We start from the raw sequence: 21,741 nt of genomic DNA on the forward strand, positions 1-21,741 counted from the left end.
GATCAGCCGCCGCAGCCACCGATGGTCACTTTTACAGCGGCACTTGCCTTGGCAAAGCTGCCGTCGGCCAGTTTGGCGATGGCGACCACATCCTGGGTGCCGGCAAGGCGGATCCGGGTGGCGGCAGACTGGCTGGCGGCCAGAGGACCAAAGTTGAAGGTTGCAACACCGGGCGTTGGGTTACCGGTGGCCAGAACCATGATCGCCGTGGCGCCGGGGGCGCTCACTTCGATTGGCACGGTATTGCCGTTTTCAGCAATCTCTGGTGCGGTCAGCTCGATGCCGGTGTCGGCCATATCAGCACCACCGGTGAACTCCGCAATGCGATCCTCTGTGCTGGCGCTGACCCGCAGCGGCAGCATGGTCATCACAGCAGCACCCAGGGCCAGGCCCAGGGTCTCACGACGTGAGAACTCCATCATATGTCTCCTTTGACGTTTCGCAAAGCAACGGACATCTACCCGCGCTTTACTCTTCTTTTAGGGTCGCAACAAATGCGATCACATCTTCGATTTCCTGTGCAGTCAGGATTGGCGTCAGCGCCTCGGTGGGGGCCTTGCCGGTATAGGCCGCGCCGGGGCGAATAAAGCCTTCGACCTTGTAGAATGCAGGCATCATGGTGCCCTCAAAGGTCATTTTGGCATTGGTCATCAACCCACGCAGCTCGGCCTCGGTCCAGCGATCCCCTGCCCCATCCAGCGAGGGGCCGATTTCGCCGTGAAACGGCACATCCGCCAGCGCGGTCAGGTGGTGACAGGCGACGCAGTTGCCCAGCGATTTGGTGCCGGCGATCACAGCACCGCTGGCCGCATCCCCCGGCTTGCCGGTCAAGGACATCGCCACGGCGCCATCCTCATCAAATTGCACATCCTTTGGTGCGACCTCTGCCGCCAGGGTTGCACTCCCGGTCAGGCACACGGCCAGTGTCAGAGATAGTCTCTTCATGGTTCCTCCCGTTGGCTGCCACCCGCGATCCGCGGGCTTAGCTGTTGATTACCGTAGGGCACCCCGCCCCAGAAACGCAACAACAAATTCAATAGTGTGAATTATTATATTTGTGCGCCCGACGTCAGTCTGCCGACCCATCATTGCGCTCAGAGATGCGACGGGCGTGGTAGCGCTGAAAATCTTCCCCATTGTCAAGAAGATACCTCTTCTCGCTCACCCAGGTGAACATGTCCAGAGTGGTTCCGGGGCCAAAGGCACCAGGCATCACCGCCACCGCGGCCTGGGTTGCTGTTTGCCCCTCGCCCACCTCTTCGGGCAGGAACAGAATCGTCGGGGTGAACAGCACGCCCCATTTACGCGCCATGTCTTTTTCCGCCAGGGTCTCGCCGTCAAAATCGGTGACTTCGACGTCGCCATAAAGGTTCATCTGCACCACAAAGTAGTGCTCATCAATGTAGCCACCGACCTCGGGACGGGGGAAAACCTCGGTGTGCATTTTGGTGCAATAGATGCAGCCGCGTTGCTCAAAGAACAGCACCAGACGTTTGCCCTCGGCATTGGCTTCCTCCAGATCCTCACGCAGATCCTTAAACGTCTCCCGCATCCAGGGCGTTTTATGCAGCCCGTCATCGCCCAGCTCCGCCGCTGCAACATCCCAAGCCAGCAAGGGCGCCGCCAGGGCCAGGGCCGCCAATCTCGTAATCCAATGCTTCATCTCTTCCCCTCCAGTTTTCAATGCAAATTCAGACCGCAAACTCATCCCAATGTGGCAAAGCCCGGCATCCAGCGGATCATCGCATCGGCAATCAGGCGCACCCCGCCGGTGACAATCAACAGGGCAAAGACGATCAGCATCACCCCCATGATTTTTTCAACCCAGTGAAACGCCGCCCGGTGCCGCGCCACCCAGGCCAGAAACGGCTTGGCAAACAACGCGGCCACCACAAAGGGCGCGGTCATGGCCGCGCCGTAGACCAGCAAAAGCGCCCCACCGCGCCAGATATCCCCAAGCCCCGAGGCCACCATCAGGATCGAGGCTAAGGCGGGACCAACACAGGGCGTCCAGCCAAAGCCAAAGGCCAGCCCCATAAGATAGGCGCCTGCCAGGCTCGACGGATCGGCGCTGCTTTCCATACGTGCCTCGCGGTAGAGCAATGGAATGCGAATGACGCCAAGGAAATGCAGGCCAAAAATCACCAGAATCGCCGCTGCCCCGTAAGACAGAAACTCCATGTATTGGCCAAAAAGCTGCCCCAGCGCCGTGGCCCCCATGCCCATCAGCATAAAGACCGAGGTCACCCCAGCTGCAAAACACAAGGCCGCCAGCACCATGCGCCGCTGCGCCCCCGGTGCGATCTCCCCGTCACTGCGCAGCTCTACCATCGACAGCCCACCAAGATAGGACAGGTAAAACGGCACCATCGGCAGGATGCAGGGGGTAAAAAAGCTCAGCAATCCGGCAAAGGCCGCCCCAAGGTAGGAAATTTCCAGCATAACGGCTTTTTGATCCTCCGCGACCTCAGCCTCATGGGCGCAAGGCTTGTGTTATTCACATATTCAAATTATGTATTATCAAGCCGCAAATTACGGATGCCGTCAACGGTTGAGGTCATGATTCATCATCGCTCCCTTTCTGCGCTGCGCCGCCTAGCCGCGGTTGCCGCCTTTGGTTTTTCAACGGTCCTGCCTGCGCAGGCCTTGGAACAGGCCAGTGAACCTGCGGATGCGCAGGCCCTGGTGAATGAGCTGATCCTGGTCGAACAGGCCGGCTGTGAATGGTGCCTGCGCTGGAGCGAAGAAATCGGCCCGATCTACCCTAAAACCCGCGAGGGCGCTTTTGCACCGCTGCGTCGGGTCGATCTGCGCGCCCTGCCCGATGATCTGCAGATCACACGGCGGGTCAATTTCACCCCGACCTTTCTGATCGTCCAGAACGGTGAGGAACTGGCCCGGCTTGAAGGCTATCCCGGCGAAGACTTTTTCTGGCCCCTTCTGGCGCAGCTGATGCAGCAGCATCTGGGCTTCACCCCCGACAGTTCTGGCCAGCCAGAGAGCTAGCGGAAACGGAAATACTTGGGAGCTGCGGCGTGTTTCAGCGCCGCCACCACAGGAGACAAGACGCATGGCACTACCGCAATTCTCAGCCGATATGGCGCCGGAAGAGCTGGACAATATGGTGGACAATGCCACCAAGGCCTCAAATTTCCTCAAGGCGATCAGCCACGAGGGACGGTTAATGATCCTCTGCCATCTGGTCACCGGTGAAAAATCCGTGACCGAGCTCGAAGATCTTCTGGCCGCCCGTCAGGCCGCGGTGTCGCAGCAGCTCTCGCGTCTGCGCCTCGAAGGTCTGGTGGTGCCGCGCCGCGATGGTAAGGCGATCTATTACCGGCTTGCCGATGACCGGCCGCGCCGGATCCTTGAGGTGGTCTATGATCTGTTCTGCGCCGAAGACAACGCCTGACGCCCAGCGCGCCTGACGGCAATGGAATGCGCGACACGAGGCGGAGGAGAACTGGCTGAGGAGAACTGGGAGGGAGGACACCCGGTTCACGCGACAGGAATCGATGACACCCGCCTGAGGGACCGCAGTGTGCTATACTGCCGGGGACGGATCATCACTCTCCCAACAACCCGCAGGAGGAGGCGGCCGATGTTTGATCTGTTCAGTGATCACCAGCTTGTGGCCGGGGTCGGCCTCTTGGGCGGTGTGCTCTTGGGGCTGGCCGCCCGGCTGGGGCGGTTCTGCACCCTCGGCGCCATCGAAGACCTGCTCTATGGCGGTTCTGCCCAGCGCATGCGGATGTGGGTTCTGGCCATTGGCACCGCAGTGATTGGCAGTTTCACCCTGATCGGGTTGGGGCTTTTTGATGCGACGCAGTCCTTTTATCTCACGGTGCGCTGGATGCCCTTGGCTTCGATCCTTGGCGGGTTGATGTTTGGCTATGGCATGGCGCTGAGCGGCAACTGCGGCTATGGCGCCATTGCCCGGCTCGGTGGGGGAGATCTGCGCAGCTTTGTCATCGTTCTGGTCATGGGTGTCTCCACCTATGTAGTGCTGTCCGGTCCTTTAGCCCCTTTGCGCAATCTGCTGTTTGAACAGCAGGATGTCACCAGCGAGCTGCCCCCCGGCCTGGTCCATCATCTGGCCGATACGACTCAGTTGCCACTCGCAGGCATCGGCATCACGGTGGGCGCAGTCTTTGTGCTCGCCAGCCTTTGGGACGCAGAGTTCCGCCGCGACTACACCAGCCTGTTCTGGTCTGTGATCGTGGGCCTTGCGGTGGTTTCAGGCTGGGCAGGCACCGCCTATGTCAATGCACAGGGATTTGACGCCCTGCCCGTGGTATCGCATTCCTTCTCTGCCCCCCTGGGGGAGACCATTCTCTGGACCATGACCGGCAGTCTGCGCCCCCTGTCCTTTGCGGTAGGGTCAATCACCGGCGTCTGGCTCGGGGCCTTTATCGGCTCGCTCCTGAAGGGGCATTTCCGCTGGGAGGCCTGCGACGACCCGCGCGAACTGCGCCGTCAGATCTTTGGCGCGGCCATCATGGGGGCCGGTGCGGTTATCGCCATGGGCTGCACCGTCGGCCAGGGTCTCAGCGCTTTCTCATTGCTGTCAATCTCGGCGCCGGTGACCTTTCTGGCGATCTTTGCCGGGGCAGCCCTGGGGCTGCGCCAGCTCATTGAGGGCTTTCGCCCCGCAGGGTAGCTGCACACAGGCGAACTACTGCCGGATCAACCCGGACCTTATGACCTTTCAACAAACTCTTGGCCGCGGTCAAACAGCTGTTACAAATCCCCCTGACATAGCCAGGCAACTGCAGGGGTTTCCTGTGGGACCAGACGCAGAGAGAGAGAGCCAGCCATGGACCGCAAGCAAATCATCAACGACCCGGAAATCGGCAACAAGGCCGAGGCCTATGAAGCCTTTGACGATATCCCCACCAATCCCAATCTGGATGCCACCATTGGTGATGTCATCAACAGCCGCTATGGCCGTCGTGACATGCTGCGCGGCATGCTTGGTGTTTCTGCCGTCGCCACCCTGTTTGGCACCTCTGCCCTGATTGCCCCCAACCTGGCAGCCGCTTCCCAGACCGAAAGCCGCTACCGGTTCGACGAGCTGGACTGGGGCAATGATGAGACTCACCACACTGCAACAGGCTATGACGCCGATGTGCTGCTGCGCTGGGGCGATCCGATCACTGCCGATGCGCCAGAGTTTAACGTAATGAACCAAAGCGCCGAAGCCCAGCTCCAGCAGTTTGGCTACAACAACGACTACGTCGGCTTCACCCCTCTAAATGCCGAGGGCACCCGTGGGCTGCTCTGTGTGAACCACGAATACACCAACGAAGAGGTGATGTTCCCGGGCCTAGGCCGTCAGGACAAACAGGGTTTTGCCGGCATGACCAAGGCACTGATCGACATCGAGATGGCCGCCCATGGTGGTACCGTAGTGGAAATTGCCCGCGACGGTGCTGGCAAATGGTCCCTGGTACGCGACAGTCCCTACAACCGCCGGATCACGCCGCTGGACACAGCGATGACCATTGATGGCCCGGCGGCTGGTCATCCGCGTATGCAGACCCATGCCGACCCGACTGGCACCCAAGTGATTGGCACCCTCAACAACTGCGCCGGTGGCATGACCCCCTGGGGCACCTGGCTGATGGCTGAGGAAAACTTCCACGGCTATTTCTGGACCGATCAGCACAACAGCGACGGCAAACCCGATCTGGCCTCCCATGAGGATGCAAAAAGCAAAAAGCGTTACGGCGTCCCCAGTGGCTGGTATGCTTGGGGGCAGTACTACGACCGTTTCAACATCGACAAAGAACCAAACGAGCCAAACCGCTTTGGCTGGGTGGTCGAGGTTGACCCCCGCAACCCCGAAGCCAAGCCGGTGAAACACACTGCTCTTGGCCGGTTCCGCCACGAAGGCTGCGAAACCACGCTCTCAACCTCCGGCCAACTGGTGGTCTACATGGGCGACGACAACCGCTTTGACTACCAGTACAAATATGTCTCTGCGGGTGTTGTCTCCAAAGACACCTCAGAAAACGCCGACCTGCTGAGCCACGGCACGCTCTATGTGGCGCGGTTTGATGCCGATGGCTCTGTCCACTGGCTGCCGCTGGTGCATGGGACAGGCCCGCTGACCGCTGAAAACGGCTTTGCCAGCCAGGCCGAAGTGCTCATCGACACCCGCCTCGCCGCAGATGCGCTGGGGGCCACGCCGATGGATCGCCCCGAAGATGCCCAGCCCCGTGGCGATGGCACCGCCTATATCATGCTGACCAACAACACACGCCGCAAATCAGCGCAGGTCGACGCCGCCAACCCCCGCGCCAAAAGCGCCTTTGGCCATATCATCGAGATCAAGGAAGAAAATGGCGATCATGGCGCCACCAAAGGCAGCTGGTCGATCCTGGTCAAATGTGGCGATCCGAACCTTGCCGAGGTGGGCGCGCAGTGGAATCCCGAGACCAGCGAAAGCGGCTGGTTTGGCTCGCCTGACAACTGCGCCTTTGATGCCGATGGTCGCCTGTGGATCTCTACCGATCAGGGCAGCAAATGGGGCAAGACCGGTAAGTCCGACGGGCTTTATGCGCTGGAAACCGAAGGCACCCTGCGGGGCCATTCCAAACTGTTCTTCCGCTGCCCCGTCGGCGGAGAGCTCTGTGGCCCTTACTTCACCCCTGACAGCGAGACCCTGTTTTTGGCTGTCCAGCACCCCGGCACCGATGGCACCAAGGATCTGAAGGGCTTTGAACGCGCCTCTACCTTTGAGGATCCAGCCACCCGCTGGCCCGATTTTGATCCCAAGATGCCGCCACGCCCCTCTGTTGTTGTGGTGACCAGGCAGGGCGGCGGCCGGATCGCCGTCTAAGATCAAAGGCCTCTTAGGGACTCTCGTTCCATTCGGGCCACGTCGAAACAGGGACCGGTCGCCAGGCCAGTCCCTGACAGGGCAGACTGACCGGTCTGCTCTGTCTGCCCTGTCTGCGCTGGGGTGCAAAGACCTGCCGATGCGCCGTCTTTGCGCCGATCCCCGCCCAGACAATCAACCTAGACGACAGCCCAATGAGCTTTCCACACACACAGCAATGTGAGACCCGCCGCAGCGCCGCTCTGTTAGGCTTGCTTCAGTTTTTGGCCACCGGATCCCTCTCATGCGCGCCCTTCCGACACTGCTCCCCGCACTCACTCTACTGCTAGATATGCGCGCGCCCCGCGTGGTGCGGGATGCCCTGCCAATGATGCTGGCCACCAGGCTTGCCCTGGTCTTTGCCCTCACTCTGGCGCCGCCAACCCAAGCTAGTGAGCTTGGCAAACGGGCCGGGTGGGAGGTCATGGAAAGCCCAAAACCCTATGATCTGCTGTTGCGGGACCTGCTGGCAGCGGTCAAATCCGAAGGCCTCATCGTAGTCACCCAGGCCGGACCAACCAAAGCCGCCGCGGCGCGGGGGATCACCATCCCCGGCAACCGGGTGGTTGGCGTTTTCAACAATGACTACGCGGTGCGGATCCTGGCGCTCTCCACCGCCGCGATGATCGAAGCGCCCATCCGCTTCTATGTGACCGAGGACGCGCGCGGTGGGTCACATCTCTCCTACAAACGCCCCAGCCATGTCTTTGCACCCTATTTTGGCGAAGGCGGCAGCCTGCTCCTGAAAATCAGCAAGGATCTGGATCAACGCTTTGCCGCCATCACCGCAGCAGCCCTGCGCTGATGGCCAGGCACAAAGACGCCCCCAAGGCTCGCCTCAGGTCACAGACCCGTCACAGTTAGCTCACTGTCAGGTCACAGAGCCGTGAGGTATCTTGCGCCGCAGGGCGCAACCCGCGAAGTCTTGCCTCCAGAAACAAATGGATACCCTGCCTATGACCCAGCCCCTTCGCGCCGCAGATGTTCTGGCCCGCCGCCTCTACGAGGCCGGATGCCGCCACGCCTTTGGCATGCCTGGCGGCGAAGTGCTCACCCTCGTGGATGCACTGGTCAAAGCCGGCATTGAGTTCCACCTCGCCAAACATGAAAACGCCGCCGGGTTTATGGGCGAAGGCATCCACCATAGCGACGGCGCGCCGGCAATTCTGGTCGCCACCCTCGGTCCCGGCGCGCTCAACGGGGTCAATGTGGTGGCCAATGCCCATCAGGACCGGGTGCCGATGCTGGTGCTCACCGGCTGCGTCGATGCCGCCGAAGAACAAAGCTACACCCATCAGGTGCTGGACCATCGCGCGGTCTTTGCCCCCATCACCAAAGCCACCTTCCGGCTCGATGCCGAGGCCGCGGATCTCATCGCCGACAAAGCCGTCGCCATCGCAACCCAGCCCCGCAATGGGCCGGTGCATATTGACGTGCCGATCTCGGTGGCAGACAGGCCCGCCAGAGAGCGCAGCGCCCGCCGCGCGCCTGCAGCGCCCAGCCAGCCAGACAGGGCAACGCTGGCGCAGGCGCTTTCCTGGCTCTCCGAGGCCACGCGCCCGCTGGCGATCATCGGCTTGGATGCACTGCAGGAACAGGCCGCGCCTGCGATCCGCGCCTTCCTTGAGGCGCAGCAGATCCCCTTTGTCACCACCTATAAGGCCAAGGGCATCCTACCCGAAGGCCACCCGCTTTGCCTTGGCGGCGCCGGCTTGTCGCCGCTGGCCGACAGCCATCTCTTGCCGCTGGTGCAGCAGGCGGATCTGATCCTGGGACTGGGCTATGACCCGATCGAGATGCGCCCCGGCTGGCGCAATATCTGGCAGCCCGATCAGCAGCGGATGATCGACATCACCCCAGAGGCCAATTTGCACTATATGCATCAGGCCAGCCTGGCGCTGGTCTGCGCCCTCACCCCAACTCTGCAGGCCCTCACCCCTGACCGCCCGGCCCCAGCCAAATGGGCCTGCGACAGCCCGGCCGGGGTGCAGTCTGCCCTGGCAGAGGCCTTTCCCCAGGACGACGATTGGGGGCCCGCCGGGGTGATCGCGCAGTGCCGCAACAGCCTGCCCGCAACTACCCTGGCCACGGCTGACAGCGGGGCTCACCGTATTTTGCTCAGCCAGATGTGGCAGTGCATGGAACCCCGTCAACTGATCCAATCCTCCGGCCTGTGCACCATGGGCTGCGCGGTGCCCATGGCTGTGGGTCGCAAACTGGCCAATCCCGATCGCCCGGTGGTGAGCTTTTCCGGCGACACGGGCTTCCTGATGGTGGCCGGTGATCTGGCCACCGCCGCCGAACTGGGCGTGGCGCCGATCTTTGTGGTCTTTGTCGATGCCAGCCTCGCCCTCATCGACCTGAAACAGCGCCAGCGCCAGCTGCCCAATGCTGGCGTCGATCTGGCCCGGCATGATTTTGCTGCCATCGGCCGCGCCTTTGGAGGCAATGGCGCAACCGTGCGCAATCGTCGCGACCTCGACAAAGCCCTGCAGGAGGCCTTGGCCTCGGATCGCTTCACTGTCATTGCTGCCGAGATCGAACCCGGAGGATATGATGGACGCATCTAACCCAGAGCAGCCTAGCCCAGACCAGAGCCCACTCCCCCATGGCGCCCTGAAAGGCATCAAAGTGCTGGATCTGTCGCGCATTCTGGCAGGGCCCACCTGTACCCAGCTGCTGGGCGACCTTGGCGCCACGGTACTGAAGATCGAAAACCCCAAAAGCGGCGGCGATGATACCCGGCAATGGGGACCACCCTACGTGGTGGGTGCCGATGGCGAGAAGTCCGACCTGTCGGCCTATTTCATGGCCGCCAACCGCAACAAACGCTCCATCGCCCTGGATATCGCCACGCCCGAAGGTCAAGCCGTAGTCCGCCGTCTGGCTGCCGAGGCCGATATTCTGGTGGAGAACTTCAAACCTGGCGGCCTCGCCAAATACGGGTTGGACTATGCCAGCCTGAAAGAGGAACTCCCCGGGCTGATCTATTGTTCCATTTCCGGCTATGGCCAGACCGGCCCCAACCGCTCCAAGCCCGGCTATGATCTGATGGCGCAGGGCTATGGCGGCATCATGTCCCTCACCGGCGAGCCCGAGGGCCAGCCAGTGAAAGCGGGTGTTGGCATCGCTGATGTCATGTGCGGCATGTATGCCACCATCGGCATCCTCGCGGCGCAGCATCACAAGACCCAGACCGGCGAAGGTCAGCAGATTGATCTGGCACTGGTGGACGCCCAGGTGGCCTGGCTGATCAACGAAGGGGTCGCCTATCTCAACACTGGGAATCTGCCGCAGCGCCGCGGCAATGAGCATCCCAGCATCGTGCCCTATGGGCTGTATGAAACTTCCGATGCCCATGTCATTCTGGCCGTGGGCAATGACAGCCAGTTCCGCCGCTTCATGGAATTTCTCAGCCTCGAAGGACTGGCCGACGATCCGAGTTTTGCCACGAACCCGGCGCGGCTGGAAAACCGCGAGGCGCTGAATGACATCCTGATCCCGGCGTTGAAACGCTTCACTATGGATGCGGTCATCGTCGGCATGGAGGCGCGCAAAGTGCCCGCCGGACCGGTGCAGACGCTGGACCGGGTCTTTGCCTCTGATCAAGTCGAAGCCCGTGACATGGCGATTGAAATGCAATCGACAGCCGGGCCGGTCAAACTGCTGGGCAATCCGCTGAATTTCTCCCGCACGCCGGTGACTTATCGCCATGCGCCGCCGCAATGTGGCGAAGGCACCGAAGAGATTCTTCAGGCCGAAGACCCCTTTGCCAAGGCTTGACCCGGCCCCAGAGAAAAACCTCAGCAGCCTAATGTTACAAAACACCCCAAGCATCCGCCATGTCGGCGGGTGCTTGCTTGGATTTTGCCCCAAATCCCTGCAAAGACGCGGAAAACCGCCTGATTTATTGGAGGAAATCCTCGTTTCACCCCGATATCCGCACACATCCAATCACCAAAACGCGAGCGGCGTCGCACGGGCTCTTTGGCTGGTTTAACCTCGGTTCAACAACAGTGACCATGTGAACACAGGCAGAGATTGGACCCCCAATGACGCAAGACATTTTTGGACAAGACACCAGCCTCAGCTGCGCTGCCACCCTCAAAAGCTGGGATGCGGCGCAAATGGGGGTGCTTGCCCATTCCGCCAGCACCGCCGATCACCTGGGTGCTGTCCTAACCGCCGCGCCTGATTTTGCCCTGGCCCAAGCGATCAAAGGCCTGTCGGTGCTGATGCTGGGCCGGTCCGAGCTCTTGCCCATGGCGCAGGATGCACTCAAAGCCGCCAAGCTGGGATATGAGACTGCCCTGCCGCGCGAACGCAAATATGTCGAGGCCCTGCAGGCCTGGCTGATGGGCCGCCCCTCGCGCGCAGTAGTGCTGATGGAACAGGTTCTGGATATCGATCCCGGTGATAGCCTGGCGATGAAACTCAGCCATGGTATTCGGTTTATTCTGGGCGATTGCACCGGCATGCGCGCCTCGGTGGAGCGGGTGATGCCTGCCTATGCCCCCGATCACGCTGGCCGCGGCTATCTTTTGGGCTGTCATGCCTTTGCTCTGGAAGAGACCGGCGCCTATGAAAAGGCCGGCATCACTGGGCGACAAGCGCTTTGGATGGCGCCGGATGACGCCTGGGGCTTGCATGCGGTGGCCCATGTGCATGACATGACCGGCGATGCCGAGGCAGGGCTGACCTGGTTGCAGGGCCGCGAAGAGGCCTGGGCCCATTGCAACAACTTCCGCTACCATGTCTGGTGGCACAAGGCGCTGATGCATCTGGACCTCGGCCAGATTGATCAGGCGCTGATGCTCTATGATACTGAAGTCCGCAAAGACAAGACCGACGATTACCGCGATATCTCCAATGCCACCTCGCTTTTGATGCGGCTGGAACTGGAAGGCGTGCAGGTGGGCAACCGCTGGGACGAACTCTCCGAGCTTTGCGCCAACCGCACCGAAGACGGCAGCCTGATCTTTGCCGATTTGCACTACCTGCTGGCGCTGGCCGGTCACAACCGTCAAGCCGAGACCCGCCGCATGGTGAGCCGCATCCATGCCGATGCCAAGGCCCGCGATACCGAATCCCAGGAGCGCATGGCGGTGCCGGGCTGCGACGCCGCCAACGGGCTGGAGGCCTTTGGCGATGGCAACTACGCCCAGGCCTTCACCCATCTGTCGCGCGCCCGTGGCACCCTGCAGCTGGCAGGCGGCAGCCATGCTCAGCGCGACGTTTTTGAACGCATGACCATCGACGCGGGCCTGCGCGCCGGCGAGTTTGACGCGGTTGAGGTCATCCTCGATGATCGTCGGGCCAAACGTGCGGGCGGCGAAGACAATTATGCTCTGGCGCGGCGCGGCCTGATCTCCCAGGCCCGTATGACCCCGGACGCCCAGAGTATGCCTGCCGAATAACCCAATCCATTCGCAAGACGCCCATTTCAAAGACCAGTAAGGATCAGCCCCCTATGGCGGAGATTTCGCCCTTTCCCAAACCCCAGGCAGAGCCCGGACCAGCGGCCAACCGCAGCGCCTCCCCTGCTGTAGACCCGGCAAAATCCGCCGCGCCGCGCCAACGCGATCCCCGGCTCGATTTCTACCGGGGCATTGCAATGTTCATCATCCTGGTGGCGCATATCCCCGGCAACCGCTGGACCGGCTGGATTCCGGCCCGCTTTGGCTTTTCCGACGCAACCGAGATCTTTGTCTTCTGTTCCGGCATGGCCTCGGCCATTGCCTTTGGCGGGTCTTACGCCAAACAGGGCTGGGCACTGGGGACTGCACGGGTAGTGTTTCGCTGCTGGCAGGTGTTTTGGGCCCATATCGGTCTGTTTTTCTTTGTTGCCATGACTATGGCGGCGCTGGACACCTATGGCACCTTTGAAAAGACCTATATCAACTCGCTGAACCTGCAGCATTTCTTCAACAATCCAGCGCCGCAGCTGGTGGGGCTTTTCACCCTCACCTATGTGCCGAACTATTTTGACATCCTGCCGATGTATCTGGTGGTGCTGGCGCTGATGCCCCTGATGATGGGGGTCGAACGGATTGGCGTCTGGGCCGTGGCGCTCACCTCTGGTCTGATCTGGCTTGCCGCCAACCCCTATCTCATCGGGCTTGGCCCCGATGGTGCCTCCCTCCCCGCCGAACCCTGGTCCGCGCGCGAGTGGTTCTTTAACCCCTTTGGCTGGCAGCTTTTGTTCTTTACCGGCTTTGCCTTCATGAAGGGCTGGCTGCCCAAGCCGCCGGTCTCTGCCCTTCTGGGTGCTGTCGCCGCCAGTTTCCTGATCCTCTCCGCCCCCTTTGGGTCGTGGAAAGTGTTCCTTTGGCTGGACGCCGCCAATGGCGATCTCGGCGATATGATCCGCCCCTGGTGGAAGAGCACCGCCCAATGGCGCGAAAAGAGCGATTTTGGCCTGCTGCGCTACGCGCATTTCCTGGCTCTTGCCTATCTTGGCTGGCTGCTGGCTGGGATTGGTGGCAAACGGCTGATCGCCTCTGGTCATTCCCTGGGCGCCCGGATCTGGGCCCGCCTGCTGCTGATCATCACCAAGGTCGGCCAACAAAGCCTTGCAGTCTTTGTGTTTTCCATGGCACTGGCGCGGCTCATCGGCTTTGCCCTGGACCAAACCGAACGTGGTATCCTGATCACCGCCCTGGCCAATCTCGCAGGCTTTGCCTTGATCATCACCTGCGCCTATGCCGCCGGTTGGTTCAAATCTCACCCCTGGAGGGCCAAGCGATGAACCGCCGTGCCTTTGTCACCGCCGCGCTGTCCAGCACTCTGCTGACCGCATTGCCCCTGCGCGCCACGGGTGGTGAGACGCCCGCGCCTTTTCACCATGACCAGGTGGTGGCCCGCGCCCGTGAGTTGGCTCAGCAAGACTACAGGCCCCGCCAGGAGGTGCCACAGGATTGGCTCGACCTGTCCTATGACGAATACAAGGCCCATCGCTTCCGCACAAAGGACGCGATCTGGTCTAAGTCCGACAGCAGCTACAACGTCGATTTATTCTTACCCGGCCTCTACTTCCGCCATGCGGTCCAAGTGAACACCGTGCAAAGCGGCATGACGCGGCCCTTCGGTTTCGACATGTCGCTGTTTGATCGCGGCGAGATTGCCCCGCCACTCAGCACGACAGGCCCGCTTGGCTATAGCGGGTTGCGGCTACGTACCCAGCTGGATCAGCCCAACAAGAAAACCGAGTTCTGCGTCTTTCAGGGCGCCAGCTATTTCCGCGCCATTGGGGTGGGTCAGGCCTATGGGCTCTCGGCCCGCGGGCTGGCGCTGAAAACCGGCGATCCCATGGGTGAGGAATTCCCGGACTTTATCGAATTCTGGCTTGAGGCCCCCGCACCCAATCAGCGCAGCATGGTGGTGCATGCGCTGATGGACTCGCCCTCGGTCACCGGCGCCTATCGCTTTACCGTCACCCCCGGTGCCACCACGGTGATGGATGTGGAGGCACAGCTCTTTGCCCGCGAGGATCTGGACAATGCCGGGCTTGCACCGCTCACCTCGATGTTCCTGTTTGATCGCACCAACCGCTACCGGTTTGATGATTTCCGTCCCAATGTACACGACAGTGACGGGCTCCTGATCAAAAACGGCAACGGCGAGGTTCTGTGGCGGCCCTTGGCCAATCCGACCCATCTGCAGATCTCCTCCTTTATGGATGAAAACCCACGTGGCTTTGGCCTCATGCAGCGGTCGCGCCATTTGCAAGATTTTGAGGACCTGGAGGCCAACTACCACCGCCGTCCCAGCCTCTGGGTGGAACCACGGGGAGACTGGGGCAAGGGTTCTGTCACCCTGGTGGAAATTCCGGCCGACAAAGAGATCTATGACAATATCGTCGCCTATTGGCGCCCCCGTGACACCCTGCCCGCAGGTGCTGAACTGCCGCTGTCCTACCGGCTCAGCTGGGGAGAGGATCCGCAGATGGATCTGGCCCGGGTGGTTGATACCGCTGCAGGGGCGCGGATCTTTGGCGATCCTGGCCGGTTGATGACAGTGGATTTTGAAGCCCATCCGCTGCTCGAAGGCGACCCTGAAGAGTTTGAAGTACATCTCTCCTCGCCTCATGTGGAGACCAGCGACGGCGTGTTGCAGCGCAACCCCGCCACCGGCGGGCTACGGCTGGCCTTCAGCTTTGCCCCCAATGCGGAAAACCACGTTGAGCTGCGCCTGCAACTGCGCCGCGGTGGCAGATCCGCCAGCGAAGTCTGGCTCTACCGGTGGACCGCATGACAGAGCCGCAACAAACCCCTTCGGAACCATTGATGCCGAAGCAGCAGCCGATGGAGATGCCAGAGCAGGATTTTGCCGCCCCCTTTCGCGATGAAAACGCGCCCGGGTTTGAACCACCGCAAAACCTGGCGCTCTGGCGGTTTCTGGCCTTCTCCCCGGCCATGCTGGCCACGGCGGCGCTCACCTGGGTGATGCAGGGCTGGTTTGCCAAAGGCGGCTTTATGGCGCTGGAGCTGGTGCTGCTGGCCTTGATCGCCTTCAATTTCTTCTGGATCTCCTTTTCGGTCTCTACCGTGCTTTTGGGGCTGTTCTCCCTGTCGCAACGCGGCCAAGTCCGCCCCGCTGGCAAGCCAATACCAATGTCCGTGGCTCTGCTGGTGCCGGTCTTCAACGAGACCCCCTGGTATGTGCTCGGCAATGTGCACTCCATGCTGGAAGAACTGCACCGACGCGGCGGCGCCCATCGCTACGATATGTTTGTGCTCTCTGATACCCGCGACGATGCCCTGGCCGATCAGGAACGAAGAAGCGTCGAGGCCCTGCGCGCGGATCTGCCCGCCGGAGTGCAGCTCTTCTATCGTCGCCGCGCCCAAAACACCCATCGCAAGGTGGGCAATATCAGCGACTGGCTGCGCCGCTGGGGGGCTGGCTACGAGGCCATGCTGGTGCTGGACGCCGACAGCCTGATGACCGGGCGCGCCATTGCCCGGCTCGCGGATGCGCTGTCGCGCGATCCCAGCGCTGGATTGATCCAGAGCTTCCCGCAGCTCATTGGCGCGCAATCTGTTTTTGGCCGCATGCAGCAATTTGCCAATGGTGTCTATGGCCTGGCCCTGGCCGAGGGCCTGGCGCGTTGGACCGGGCATGAGGGCAACTATTGGGGTCATAACGCCATCATGCGCACCCGCGCCTTTGCCGCCTGCGCCGGGCTGCCGCTGCTGCGCTCGCGCCTCACCGGGCGGCAAAGCCTGATCATGAGCCATGATTTTGTCGAGGCAGGCCTGCTGCGCCGGGCCGGCTGGCGGGTGCGGTTTTTGCCGCGTCTCGGTGGCTCCTTTGAGGAGACCCCGCCCACGCTGATCGATCACATCCTGCGCGACCGCCGCTGGTGTCAGGGCAATCTGCAACATCTCAATCTGCTGGGCGCGCGCGGCTTCTTTGCCATCTCGCGCTTCCATCTACTGCATGGCGCCATTGGCTACCTGATGGCCCCCATCTGGTTTGCCCTGCTGGTGATCTGGGCGCTGATTGGCCGTGGCGAGGAAGCCTCGGTGATCCATTATTTCAGCGAGGCCAACCCCTCGCGCCCCTCCTGGCCCGATATGTCAGAGCCGCGCCATGTGCTGGTGATCCTGCTGATCTATGCCATGTTGCTGGCGCCCAAGCTGCTGGCCGTGCTGGCGCTGGCTCTCACCGGCGGGCGGCTCACCGACTATGGCGGCCCGGCGCGCTTTGCCCTCTCCACCCTCTCTGAAATCCTGCTGGCGGTGCTCTATGCGCCGATCCTGATGGTACAGCAGATGATCGCAGTGTTTCGCAGCACCTTTGGGCTGCAACGTGGCTGGTCGCCCCAGGCGCGCGGCGGCGGCCAGTATGGCTGGCGAACCCTGCTGGCCTGCCACGCGCTGGAGACACTCAGCGGCATGGCACTTTGGGGCGGAATTTTTGCCGGATTGGTTTCACTCTGGCTGCTGCCCATCGCCCTGTCGCTGCTGCTGGCGGTGCCGCTCTCGGCCCTGTCTGGCCGCCGCGCCGGCACTTCAGCCCGGGGTTGGATGGCCACGCCCGTTGTCTATGCCGAGCCTAAAATCACCCGCACCGCAGGGGCCTACCGGGCGCAGCTGAAACGCTACCTAGATGCCTCCGCCCGACATCCCGCAGAATAGTTAGCAACCTCAGCCCACGCGACGGTCTTTCAGAACAGCGCAACCGCATCGCTCTGCCCCCCAGGGCTGGGCGATGCCGGGCCCAAGGCTTTGCCTCACATCTGTGATGAGAGGCAAAGGCGCGGGAGCCCGCCTTTTCCAGAAACTCAGCTGAGGCAATTGATCTCTCAGCCGGCACCCGGCTCGACCGTCTCAAACCAATCCAACATCCAGCTGGACCAGCCCTTTGGCACTTGGTGTCCTCCGGGAAACAGCAAAAACTCAATATCTGCGCCAGACCCACAGTGCCAGCTCCGGCGCAGCGTGCCCCCCATGTTCCAGCGCCTGTCCGGCGCCTGCTCGGCGCATTGGTTGGTGTCACGCCAGAGCTCCAGCCCGGCATAGATATCGCCCTGCTGGAAGCGCCCTCCCCCCAGAAACCGCCCTTCCAGCGGCACCACCGCGTCGCTCCAGCCATGGGTGTGAAACAGCCGCACCGGAGCGGCGCAGGCCTCTGGTTGAGGGCGCCAGAAGCCGCCAGCCACCGGCGCATAAGCCGCAAAACTCTCAGGCGCGGCGCAGGCCAGATAGCTCACCATAAAGGCACCAGCGGAAAATCCCGCCAGCACCATGGTGTCACGATCCAGATCAAACTGCGCGGCGGCATCCGCGGCGACCTCTTGCAGAAACGCCGCCTCATCGCGCCCTTCCCAGCCGGGAAAAAACGTCCAGGACCGCGTGCCATTGCGCCGCGGCAGCGCATCTGGCGCAATCACCGCATAGCCGCGCGTCCGCAGCCCCTCAACCATGGTGCGGTTCTTCAATGACCCCGCGCCAGAGCCACCATAGCCGTGCAGAAACAGGACTGCCGGGGCCGGATCCTCGCCCGCGACCCGCTCTGGCATTTCGATATGATAACTGCCCATGGCGGTCTCGCAGGCCGCCTCTGTCGCATCACCACAGCCAGCCGCTGCTGGCCCAACCCACCCCAGTGCAGTCCCCCCCAGAGTAGCGCCCACCAAAGCGCCCAGTGTACGCGCTGCGCGCCTCATCCCTGCCACCGGGCCACCGGCAGGTTGCCGGCGATCCAGCCCGGACCGCTGGCAGAGCCCAGCATGCCTTCGGGCACATCGATCACCGCGCTAAAGCCCGCCGCAGCCAAGGCGCGCGTCATCCGGGCCGAGCGCACGCCGCGGGCACAGATCAGCGCCACCGGCGTTGTGTGATCCCCGGCAACAGCCGCGCTCAGCGCCTGCAGGAAATCTTTGCGCCGCATATCAATAAGAATGGCCCCAACCGGCACGCCTGTCAGCCGCCATTCACGCGGCGTGCGGATATCAATCAGGGTGATCTCTCCGGCCTGGGCGGCGGCAAATCCTTCGGCCGGAGTCAGACGCGGGAGATCATGGGCCACAGGCTGACGCCACTGCCACCAGATGCCACCTAGCCCGGCGGCCAGGCCAATGCCGCCCAGCCCAAGCATCAGCTGCCGCCGGGTGATCCCTGCGCCCGCCTCTGTCACCTCACCCTGCTGCATTGATCTTGCTCCTTATCGTGCCAGGGCCCCCGGCCCCGGTTTTCCAATTGCTAGCAGCTTTGCTCCCTGCAATCAGCCCGCCTCTGGGGCCTGTATCTTCAATTTCCCGTCAGAACCTATGCCGCGCCAGGCGCGGTTGGAAAAACCTCCGCAACGGGCCAATAATTCACCCCCTGCCGGTTCAAATCGCGCTGCACTCTCCCTAGATGCCAGCCAATCGGGCAACAAACCTCATTCTTGAGACACTTACAGGGTCACAGGGCTGGAACAGTTGCAAAAAATTGCCTAAGCCTGTGGCTATTGCCTAAGACCAGTCAGGAGATCTGCACGTGTCCCTGTTTTTGATTGCGGCCCTGCCCTTTCTCGGAGCGGTGTTTCCCGCCCTATTGATCCGCGCCGGGCGCAATGCCTCGGCCTCTGCCGCAGGGTTGACCAGCTTTCTTGCCTTTGTCGGCCTGCTTTTGCACGCTCCTGCAGTGTTTCGCGGCGAGGTTATTCAGGTTGGCATCGATTGGCTGCCCGCTCTGGGACTGAACGCCAATTTCTTCCTCGACGGGCTTGGCTTTCTCTTTGCTGCGATGATCCTCGGCATTGGTCTCTTGGTTATTCTCTATGCGCGGTTCTACCTGTCACGCGAAGACCCGATGGGGAATTTTTACACCTATCTCCTGCTGTTTCAGGGCGCCATGGTGGGCATTGTTCTCTCCGACAACATCCTGCTTTTGCTGGTTTTCTGGGAACTGACCTCACTGTCTTCTTTCCTGTTGATCGGCTATTGGAAACATCTGCCCGAAGGCCGCCAGGGGGCCCGAATGGCGCTGGCCATCACAGGTTCAGGCGGGCTGGCGATGATCGGTGGCATGATGATCCTGGGCAATATCGTCGGATCTTATGATCTGAGCGTGATCCTGCAAAACAAGGATCTAATCCAGGCCTCGCCGCTCTACCTGCCGGCGCTAATCCTGATCCTACTGGGCTGTTTCACCAAATCGGCGCAGTTCCCGTTCCATTTCTGGCTGCCCCATGCCATGGCGGCGCCAACCCCTGTCTCGGCCTATCTGCATTCCGCCACCATGGTAAAGGCGGGCATCTTTCTGATGGCGCGGCTCTGGCCAGTGCTCTCCGGCACGCCCGAGTGGTTCTATATCGTGGCCACCACCGGTTTGGTGACCATGCTGCTTGGGGCGGTGATTGCCCTGTTCAAGGATGATCTGAAGGCGCTTCTGGCCTTTTCCACCGTCAGCCATCTGGGGCTGATCACCATGCTCCTGGGTTTTGGCACCAAGATCGCAGCGGTGACGGCAGTGTTTCACATCATCAACCATGCGACCTTCAAGGCGGCGCTGTTCATGTCGGCGGGCATTGTCGACCACGAGGCCCATACCCGTGACATCAAGCGCCTTGGCGGGCTGCGCCATCTGATGCCGGTGACGGCCACCATCGCCATTGTGGCTGCCCTGTCGATGGCGGGTATTCCGCCCTTCAACGGCTTCCTCTCCAAGGAAATGATGCTGGAAGAGACCGTGCATACGCTTTGGGCTGGCTCGCACTATCTGGTGCCTGGACTGGCGCTGCTGGCAGCGCTGTTTTCAGCCGCCTATTCCTTCCGCTTCATCGGCCATGTGTTTCTGGGGCAAACCCGCGATGACTATCCGGCCAAACCCCATGATCCCGGTTTTGGCATGTGGGCAGGCCCGGCGCTGCTGGTTTCGCTGGTGGTGCTGATCGGGTTGTTCCCGGCCCATCTGGTAGGTCCACTGGTGGCCGTTGCTGCAGGTGCTGTCACGGGAGGCGCGGATCTGCCTTACTACTCGCTGAAACTCTGGCACGGGCTGACACCGGCGCTTTATATGTCGGGTGTGGCGGTGATTGGTGGTCTGGTGCTGCTGAAACTGCACGCACCCCTGATCGCGGCCTGGAACCGCGCGCCGCGCCCTGAGGCCAAGCAGATCTTTGATAGCGCCATGCGCGCCCTCACCAAGCTGTCGCAGATCATCACCGATGGTCTGCACAATGGCGCCATCACCCGCTATGCCTTTTTGATGATGGTTTTCATCATTGGTATCAGCTACTTCGCCTATTCCACCGGCACCATGGTTCCCGCCACGCGCGAGGTGCAGGGCGTCGGCCCCATCACCGTCATCGCCTGGTTCTGCCTGATGGTGGCCACCCTGGCCGTGGTGGCCAAACACCGCCAGCGCCAGCTCTCGCTGGTGCTGATCGGGGTGGTCGGACTGGTGGTCTCTTTGGGGTTCAACTATCTTTCGGCGCCGGATCTGGCGCTGACGCAGCTCTCGGTCGAAGTGGTGACCATGGTGCTTTTGCTTCTGGCGCTGAACTTCATGCCCAAGGACAGCCCCGTGGAGGCGCCGATGTGGGTGCGGCTGCGCGATGGCGGCATTGCCGTGGTCGGCGGTCTGGGTGCGGCCCTGCTGATCTACGCGCTGATGCTGCGTGATTTTGCCCTGCCCAGTATCTCTGAGTTCCATCTGGCCAATTCCTACAAGGGTGGCGGCGGCACCAATGTGGTCAATGTGATCCTGGTGGATTTCCGGGGCTATGACACCTTTGGCGAAATCATCGTGCTCGGCATTGCTGCCCTGGTGATCTACGCCCTGACCGAAGCCGTGCTGGGCTCGCGGGTGCGGGCCTATCTGCTCAACCGCAAACCCGATATGCCTCAGGCCGGCGATGCCCATCCAATGATGATGGTGGTTGCGACGCGGGTGATGATGCCGCTGGCGCTGATGGTGGCGGCCTATATCTTCTTCCGCGGTCACAACCTGCCGGGGGGAGGCTTTATCGCCGGGCTGATCGCCGCCATCGCGCTCTTGATGCAGTATATGGCCTCGGGCTTTAGCTGGGCCTCTGAACGGCAGCGGATGTTCTATCACGGCACCATCGGATCCGGTGTGCTGATCGCCGCCGCCACCGGGCTTGGCTCCTGGTTCAGCGGCAATCCGTTTTTGACCAGCGCCTTTGGCTATCTGCATTGGCCGCCGCTGGAAGAGTTCGAATGGGCCACGGCTGCGCTGTTTGACCTTGGTGTCTTCCTCGCGGTGGTGGGCGCGGTTCTTCTGGCCCTGGAAAGCCTGGCGCGTTTTGCCTGGCAGCCGGGCATTTCCTCGGAACATGCGATGGATATCAACCCGGCCCGCGATGACGCGGCTGAAGCGGCAGCAGCAGAGGGCGAGGCATGACCA

The 21,741-nt window shown here is 61.8% G+C and carries 18 protein-coding genes; 12 read left to right on the plus strand and 6 right to left on the minus strand.

What is annotated here, in order from left to right:
* Positions 1 to 2: 2 nt before the first annotated feature.
* From soxY to ABJP42_RS16695, 4 genes are all read right to left on the minus strand, one after another.
* The gene (soxY, locus tag ABJP42_RS16680) at positions 3 to 419 is read right to left on the minus strand and encodes a thiosulfate oxidation carrier protein SoxY (RefSeq protein ID WP_348342348.1); all 417 of its coding nucleotides are present in this window, start codon (positions 417 to 419) and stop codon (positions 3 to 5) included.
* A gap of 49 nt (positions 420 to 468) precedes the next feature.
* The gene (gene soxX / locus ABJP42_RS16685; protein WP_348342350.1) at positions 469 to 945 is read right to left on the minus strand and encodes a sulfur oxidation c-type cytochrome SoxX; all 477 of its coding nucleotides are present in this window, start codon (positions 943 to 945) and stop codon (positions 469 to 471) included.
* Between the two features lie 124 nt (positions 946 to 1,069).
* Complete coding sequence (locus ABJP42_RS16690; protein WP_348342352.1) at positions 1,070 to 1,663, minus strand: thioredoxin family protein; 594 nt, start codon at positions 1,661 to 1,663, stop codon at positions 1,070 to 1,072.
* A gap of 41 nt (positions 1,664 to 1,704) precedes the next feature.
* Positions 1,705 to 2,442 carry a cytochrome c biogenesis CcdA family protein gene (locus ABJP42_RS16695; protein WP_348342354.1) on the minus strand — a complete coding sequence of 246 codons (738 nt, stop codon included), beginning with the start codon at positions 2,440 to 2,442 and terminating at the stop codon, positions 1,705 to 1,707.
* A 117-nt stretch (positions 2,443 to 2,559) separates the two neighbouring features.
* Here ABJP42_RS16695 and ABJP42_RS16700 point away from each other — a divergent pair, with 117 nt between their 5' ends.
* The 11 genes from ABJP42_RS16700 to mdoH all read left to right on the plus strand — a co-directional run bounded on the left by ABJP42_RS16700 (position 2,560) and on the right by mdoH (position 17,022).
* Entirely contained in the window at positions 2,560 to 3,006 is a 447-nt protein-coding gene (locus ABJP42_RS16700) for a hypothetical protein (protein WP_348342356.1), read from the plus strand.
* Between the two features lie 64 nt (positions 3,007 to 3,070).
* The gene (locus tag ABJP42_RS16705) at positions 3,071 to 3,412 is read left to right on the plus strand and encodes an ArsR/SmtB family transcription factor (protein ID WP_348342358.1); all 342 of its coding nucleotides are present in this window, start codon (positions 3,071 to 3,073) and stop codon (positions 3,410 to 3,412) included.
* A gap of 189 nt (positions 3,413 to 3,601) precedes the next feature.
* Positions 3,602 to 4,660: a YeeE/YedE family protein gene (locus tag ABJP42_RS16710; RefSeq protein ID WP_348342359.1), complete on the plus strand. Its 1,059-nt coding sequence runs from the start codon at positions 3,602 to 3,604 to the stop codon at positions 4,658 to 4,660.
* A 156-nt stretch (positions 4,661 to 4,816) separates the two neighbouring features.
* A complete protein-coding gene (locus ABJP42_RS16715; RefSeq protein WP_348342361.1) occupies positions 4,817 to 6,844 on the plus strand; it encodes a PhoX family protein in 2,028 nt (675 codons plus the stop codon).
* Between the two features lie 331 nt (positions 6,845 to 7,175).
* Positions 7,176 to 7,688 carry a DUF302 domain-containing protein gene (locus tag ABJP42_RS16720; protein ID WP_348342363.1) on the plus strand — a complete coding sequence of 171 codons (513 nt, stop codon included), beginning with the start codon at positions 7,176 to 7,178 and terminating at the stop codon, positions 7,686 to 7,688.
* 151 nt (positions 7,689 to 7,839) lie between these two features.
* Positions 7,840 to 9,453 (plus strand): thiamine pyrophosphate-binding protein, encoded by a 1,614-nt coding sequence (locus ABJP42_RS16725; protein WP_348342365.1) that lies wholly within the window; start codon positions 7,840 to 7,842, stop codon positions 9,451 to 9,453.
* Complete coding sequence (locus ABJP42_RS16730) at positions 9,440 to 10,666, plus strand: CaiB/BaiF CoA transferase family protein (protein ID WP_348342428.1); 1,227 nt, start codon at positions 9,440 to 9,442, stop codon at positions 10,664 to 10,666. Before ABJP42_RS16725 ends, ABJP42_RS16730 begins: the two co-directional genes overlap by 14 nt.
* Before the next feature lie 269 nt (positions 10,667 to 10,935).
* Entirely contained in the window at positions 10,936 to 12,300 is a 1,365-nt protein-coding gene (locus ABJP42_RS16735) for a tetratricopeptide repeat protein (protein WP_348342367.1), read from the plus strand.
* 53 nt (positions 12,301 to 12,353) lie between these two features.
* Positions 12,354 to 13,631, plus strand: a complete 1,278-nt coding sequence (locus ABJP42_RS16740; protein WP_348342369.1) for an OpgC family protein — start codon at positions 12,354 to 12,356, stop codon at positions 13,629 to 13,631.
* On the plus strand, positions 13,628 to 15,136 hold the full coding sequence (locus ABJP42_RS16745) for an OpgD/OpgG family glucan biosynthesis protein (RefSeq protein ID WP_348342371.1): 1,509 nt from the start codon (positions 13,628 to 13,630) through the stop codon (positions 15,134 to 15,136). Before ABJP42_RS16740 ends, ABJP42_RS16745 begins: the two co-directional genes overlap by 4 nt.
* Before the next feature lie 32 nt (positions 15,137 to 15,168).
* Positions 15,169 to 17,022 carry a glucans biosynthesis glucosyltransferase MdoH gene (gene mdoH / locus ABJP42_RS16750; RefSeq protein WP_348342373.1) on the plus strand — a complete coding sequence of 618 codons (1,854 nt, stop codon included), beginning with the start codon at positions 15,169 to 15,171 and terminating at the stop codon, positions 17,020 to 17,022.
* Positions 17,023 to 17,189: 167 nt separating this feature from the next.
* On the opposite strand, the gene ABJP42_RS16755 is transcribed toward mdoH, so the two are convergent.
* Positions 17,190 to 18,053: a CE1 family esterase gene (locus ABJP42_RS16755; RefSeq protein WP_348342375.1), complete on the minus strand. Its 864-nt coding sequence runs from the start codon at positions 18,051 to 18,053 to the stop codon at positions 17,190 to 17,192.
* On the minus strand, positions 18,050 to 18,538 hold the full coding sequence (locus tag ABJP42_RS16760) for a rhodanese-like domain-containing protein (RefSeq protein WP_348342377.1): 489 nt from the start codon (positions 18,536 to 18,538) through the stop codon (positions 18,050 to 18,052). Before ABJP42_RS16760 ends, ABJP42_RS16755 begins: the two co-directional genes overlap by 4 nt.
* Before the next feature lie 329 nt (positions 18,539 to 18,867).
* Here ABJP42_RS16760 and ABJP42_RS16765 point away from each other — a divergent pair, with 329 nt between their 5' ends.
* Complete coding sequence (locus ABJP42_RS16765; protein WP_348342379.1) at positions 18,868 to 21,738, plus strand: monovalent cation/H+ antiporter subunit A; 2,871 nt, start codon at positions 18,868 to 18,870, stop codon at positions 21,736 to 21,738.
* The last annotated feature ends 3 nt before the right edge of the window (positions 21,739 to 21,741 follow it).

The organism is Pseudophaeobacter sp., assembly GCF_039971195.1.
Taxonomy (GTDB): domain Bacteria; phylum Pseudomonadota; class Alphaproteobacteria; order Rhodobacterales; family Rhodobacteraceae; genus Pseudophaeobacter.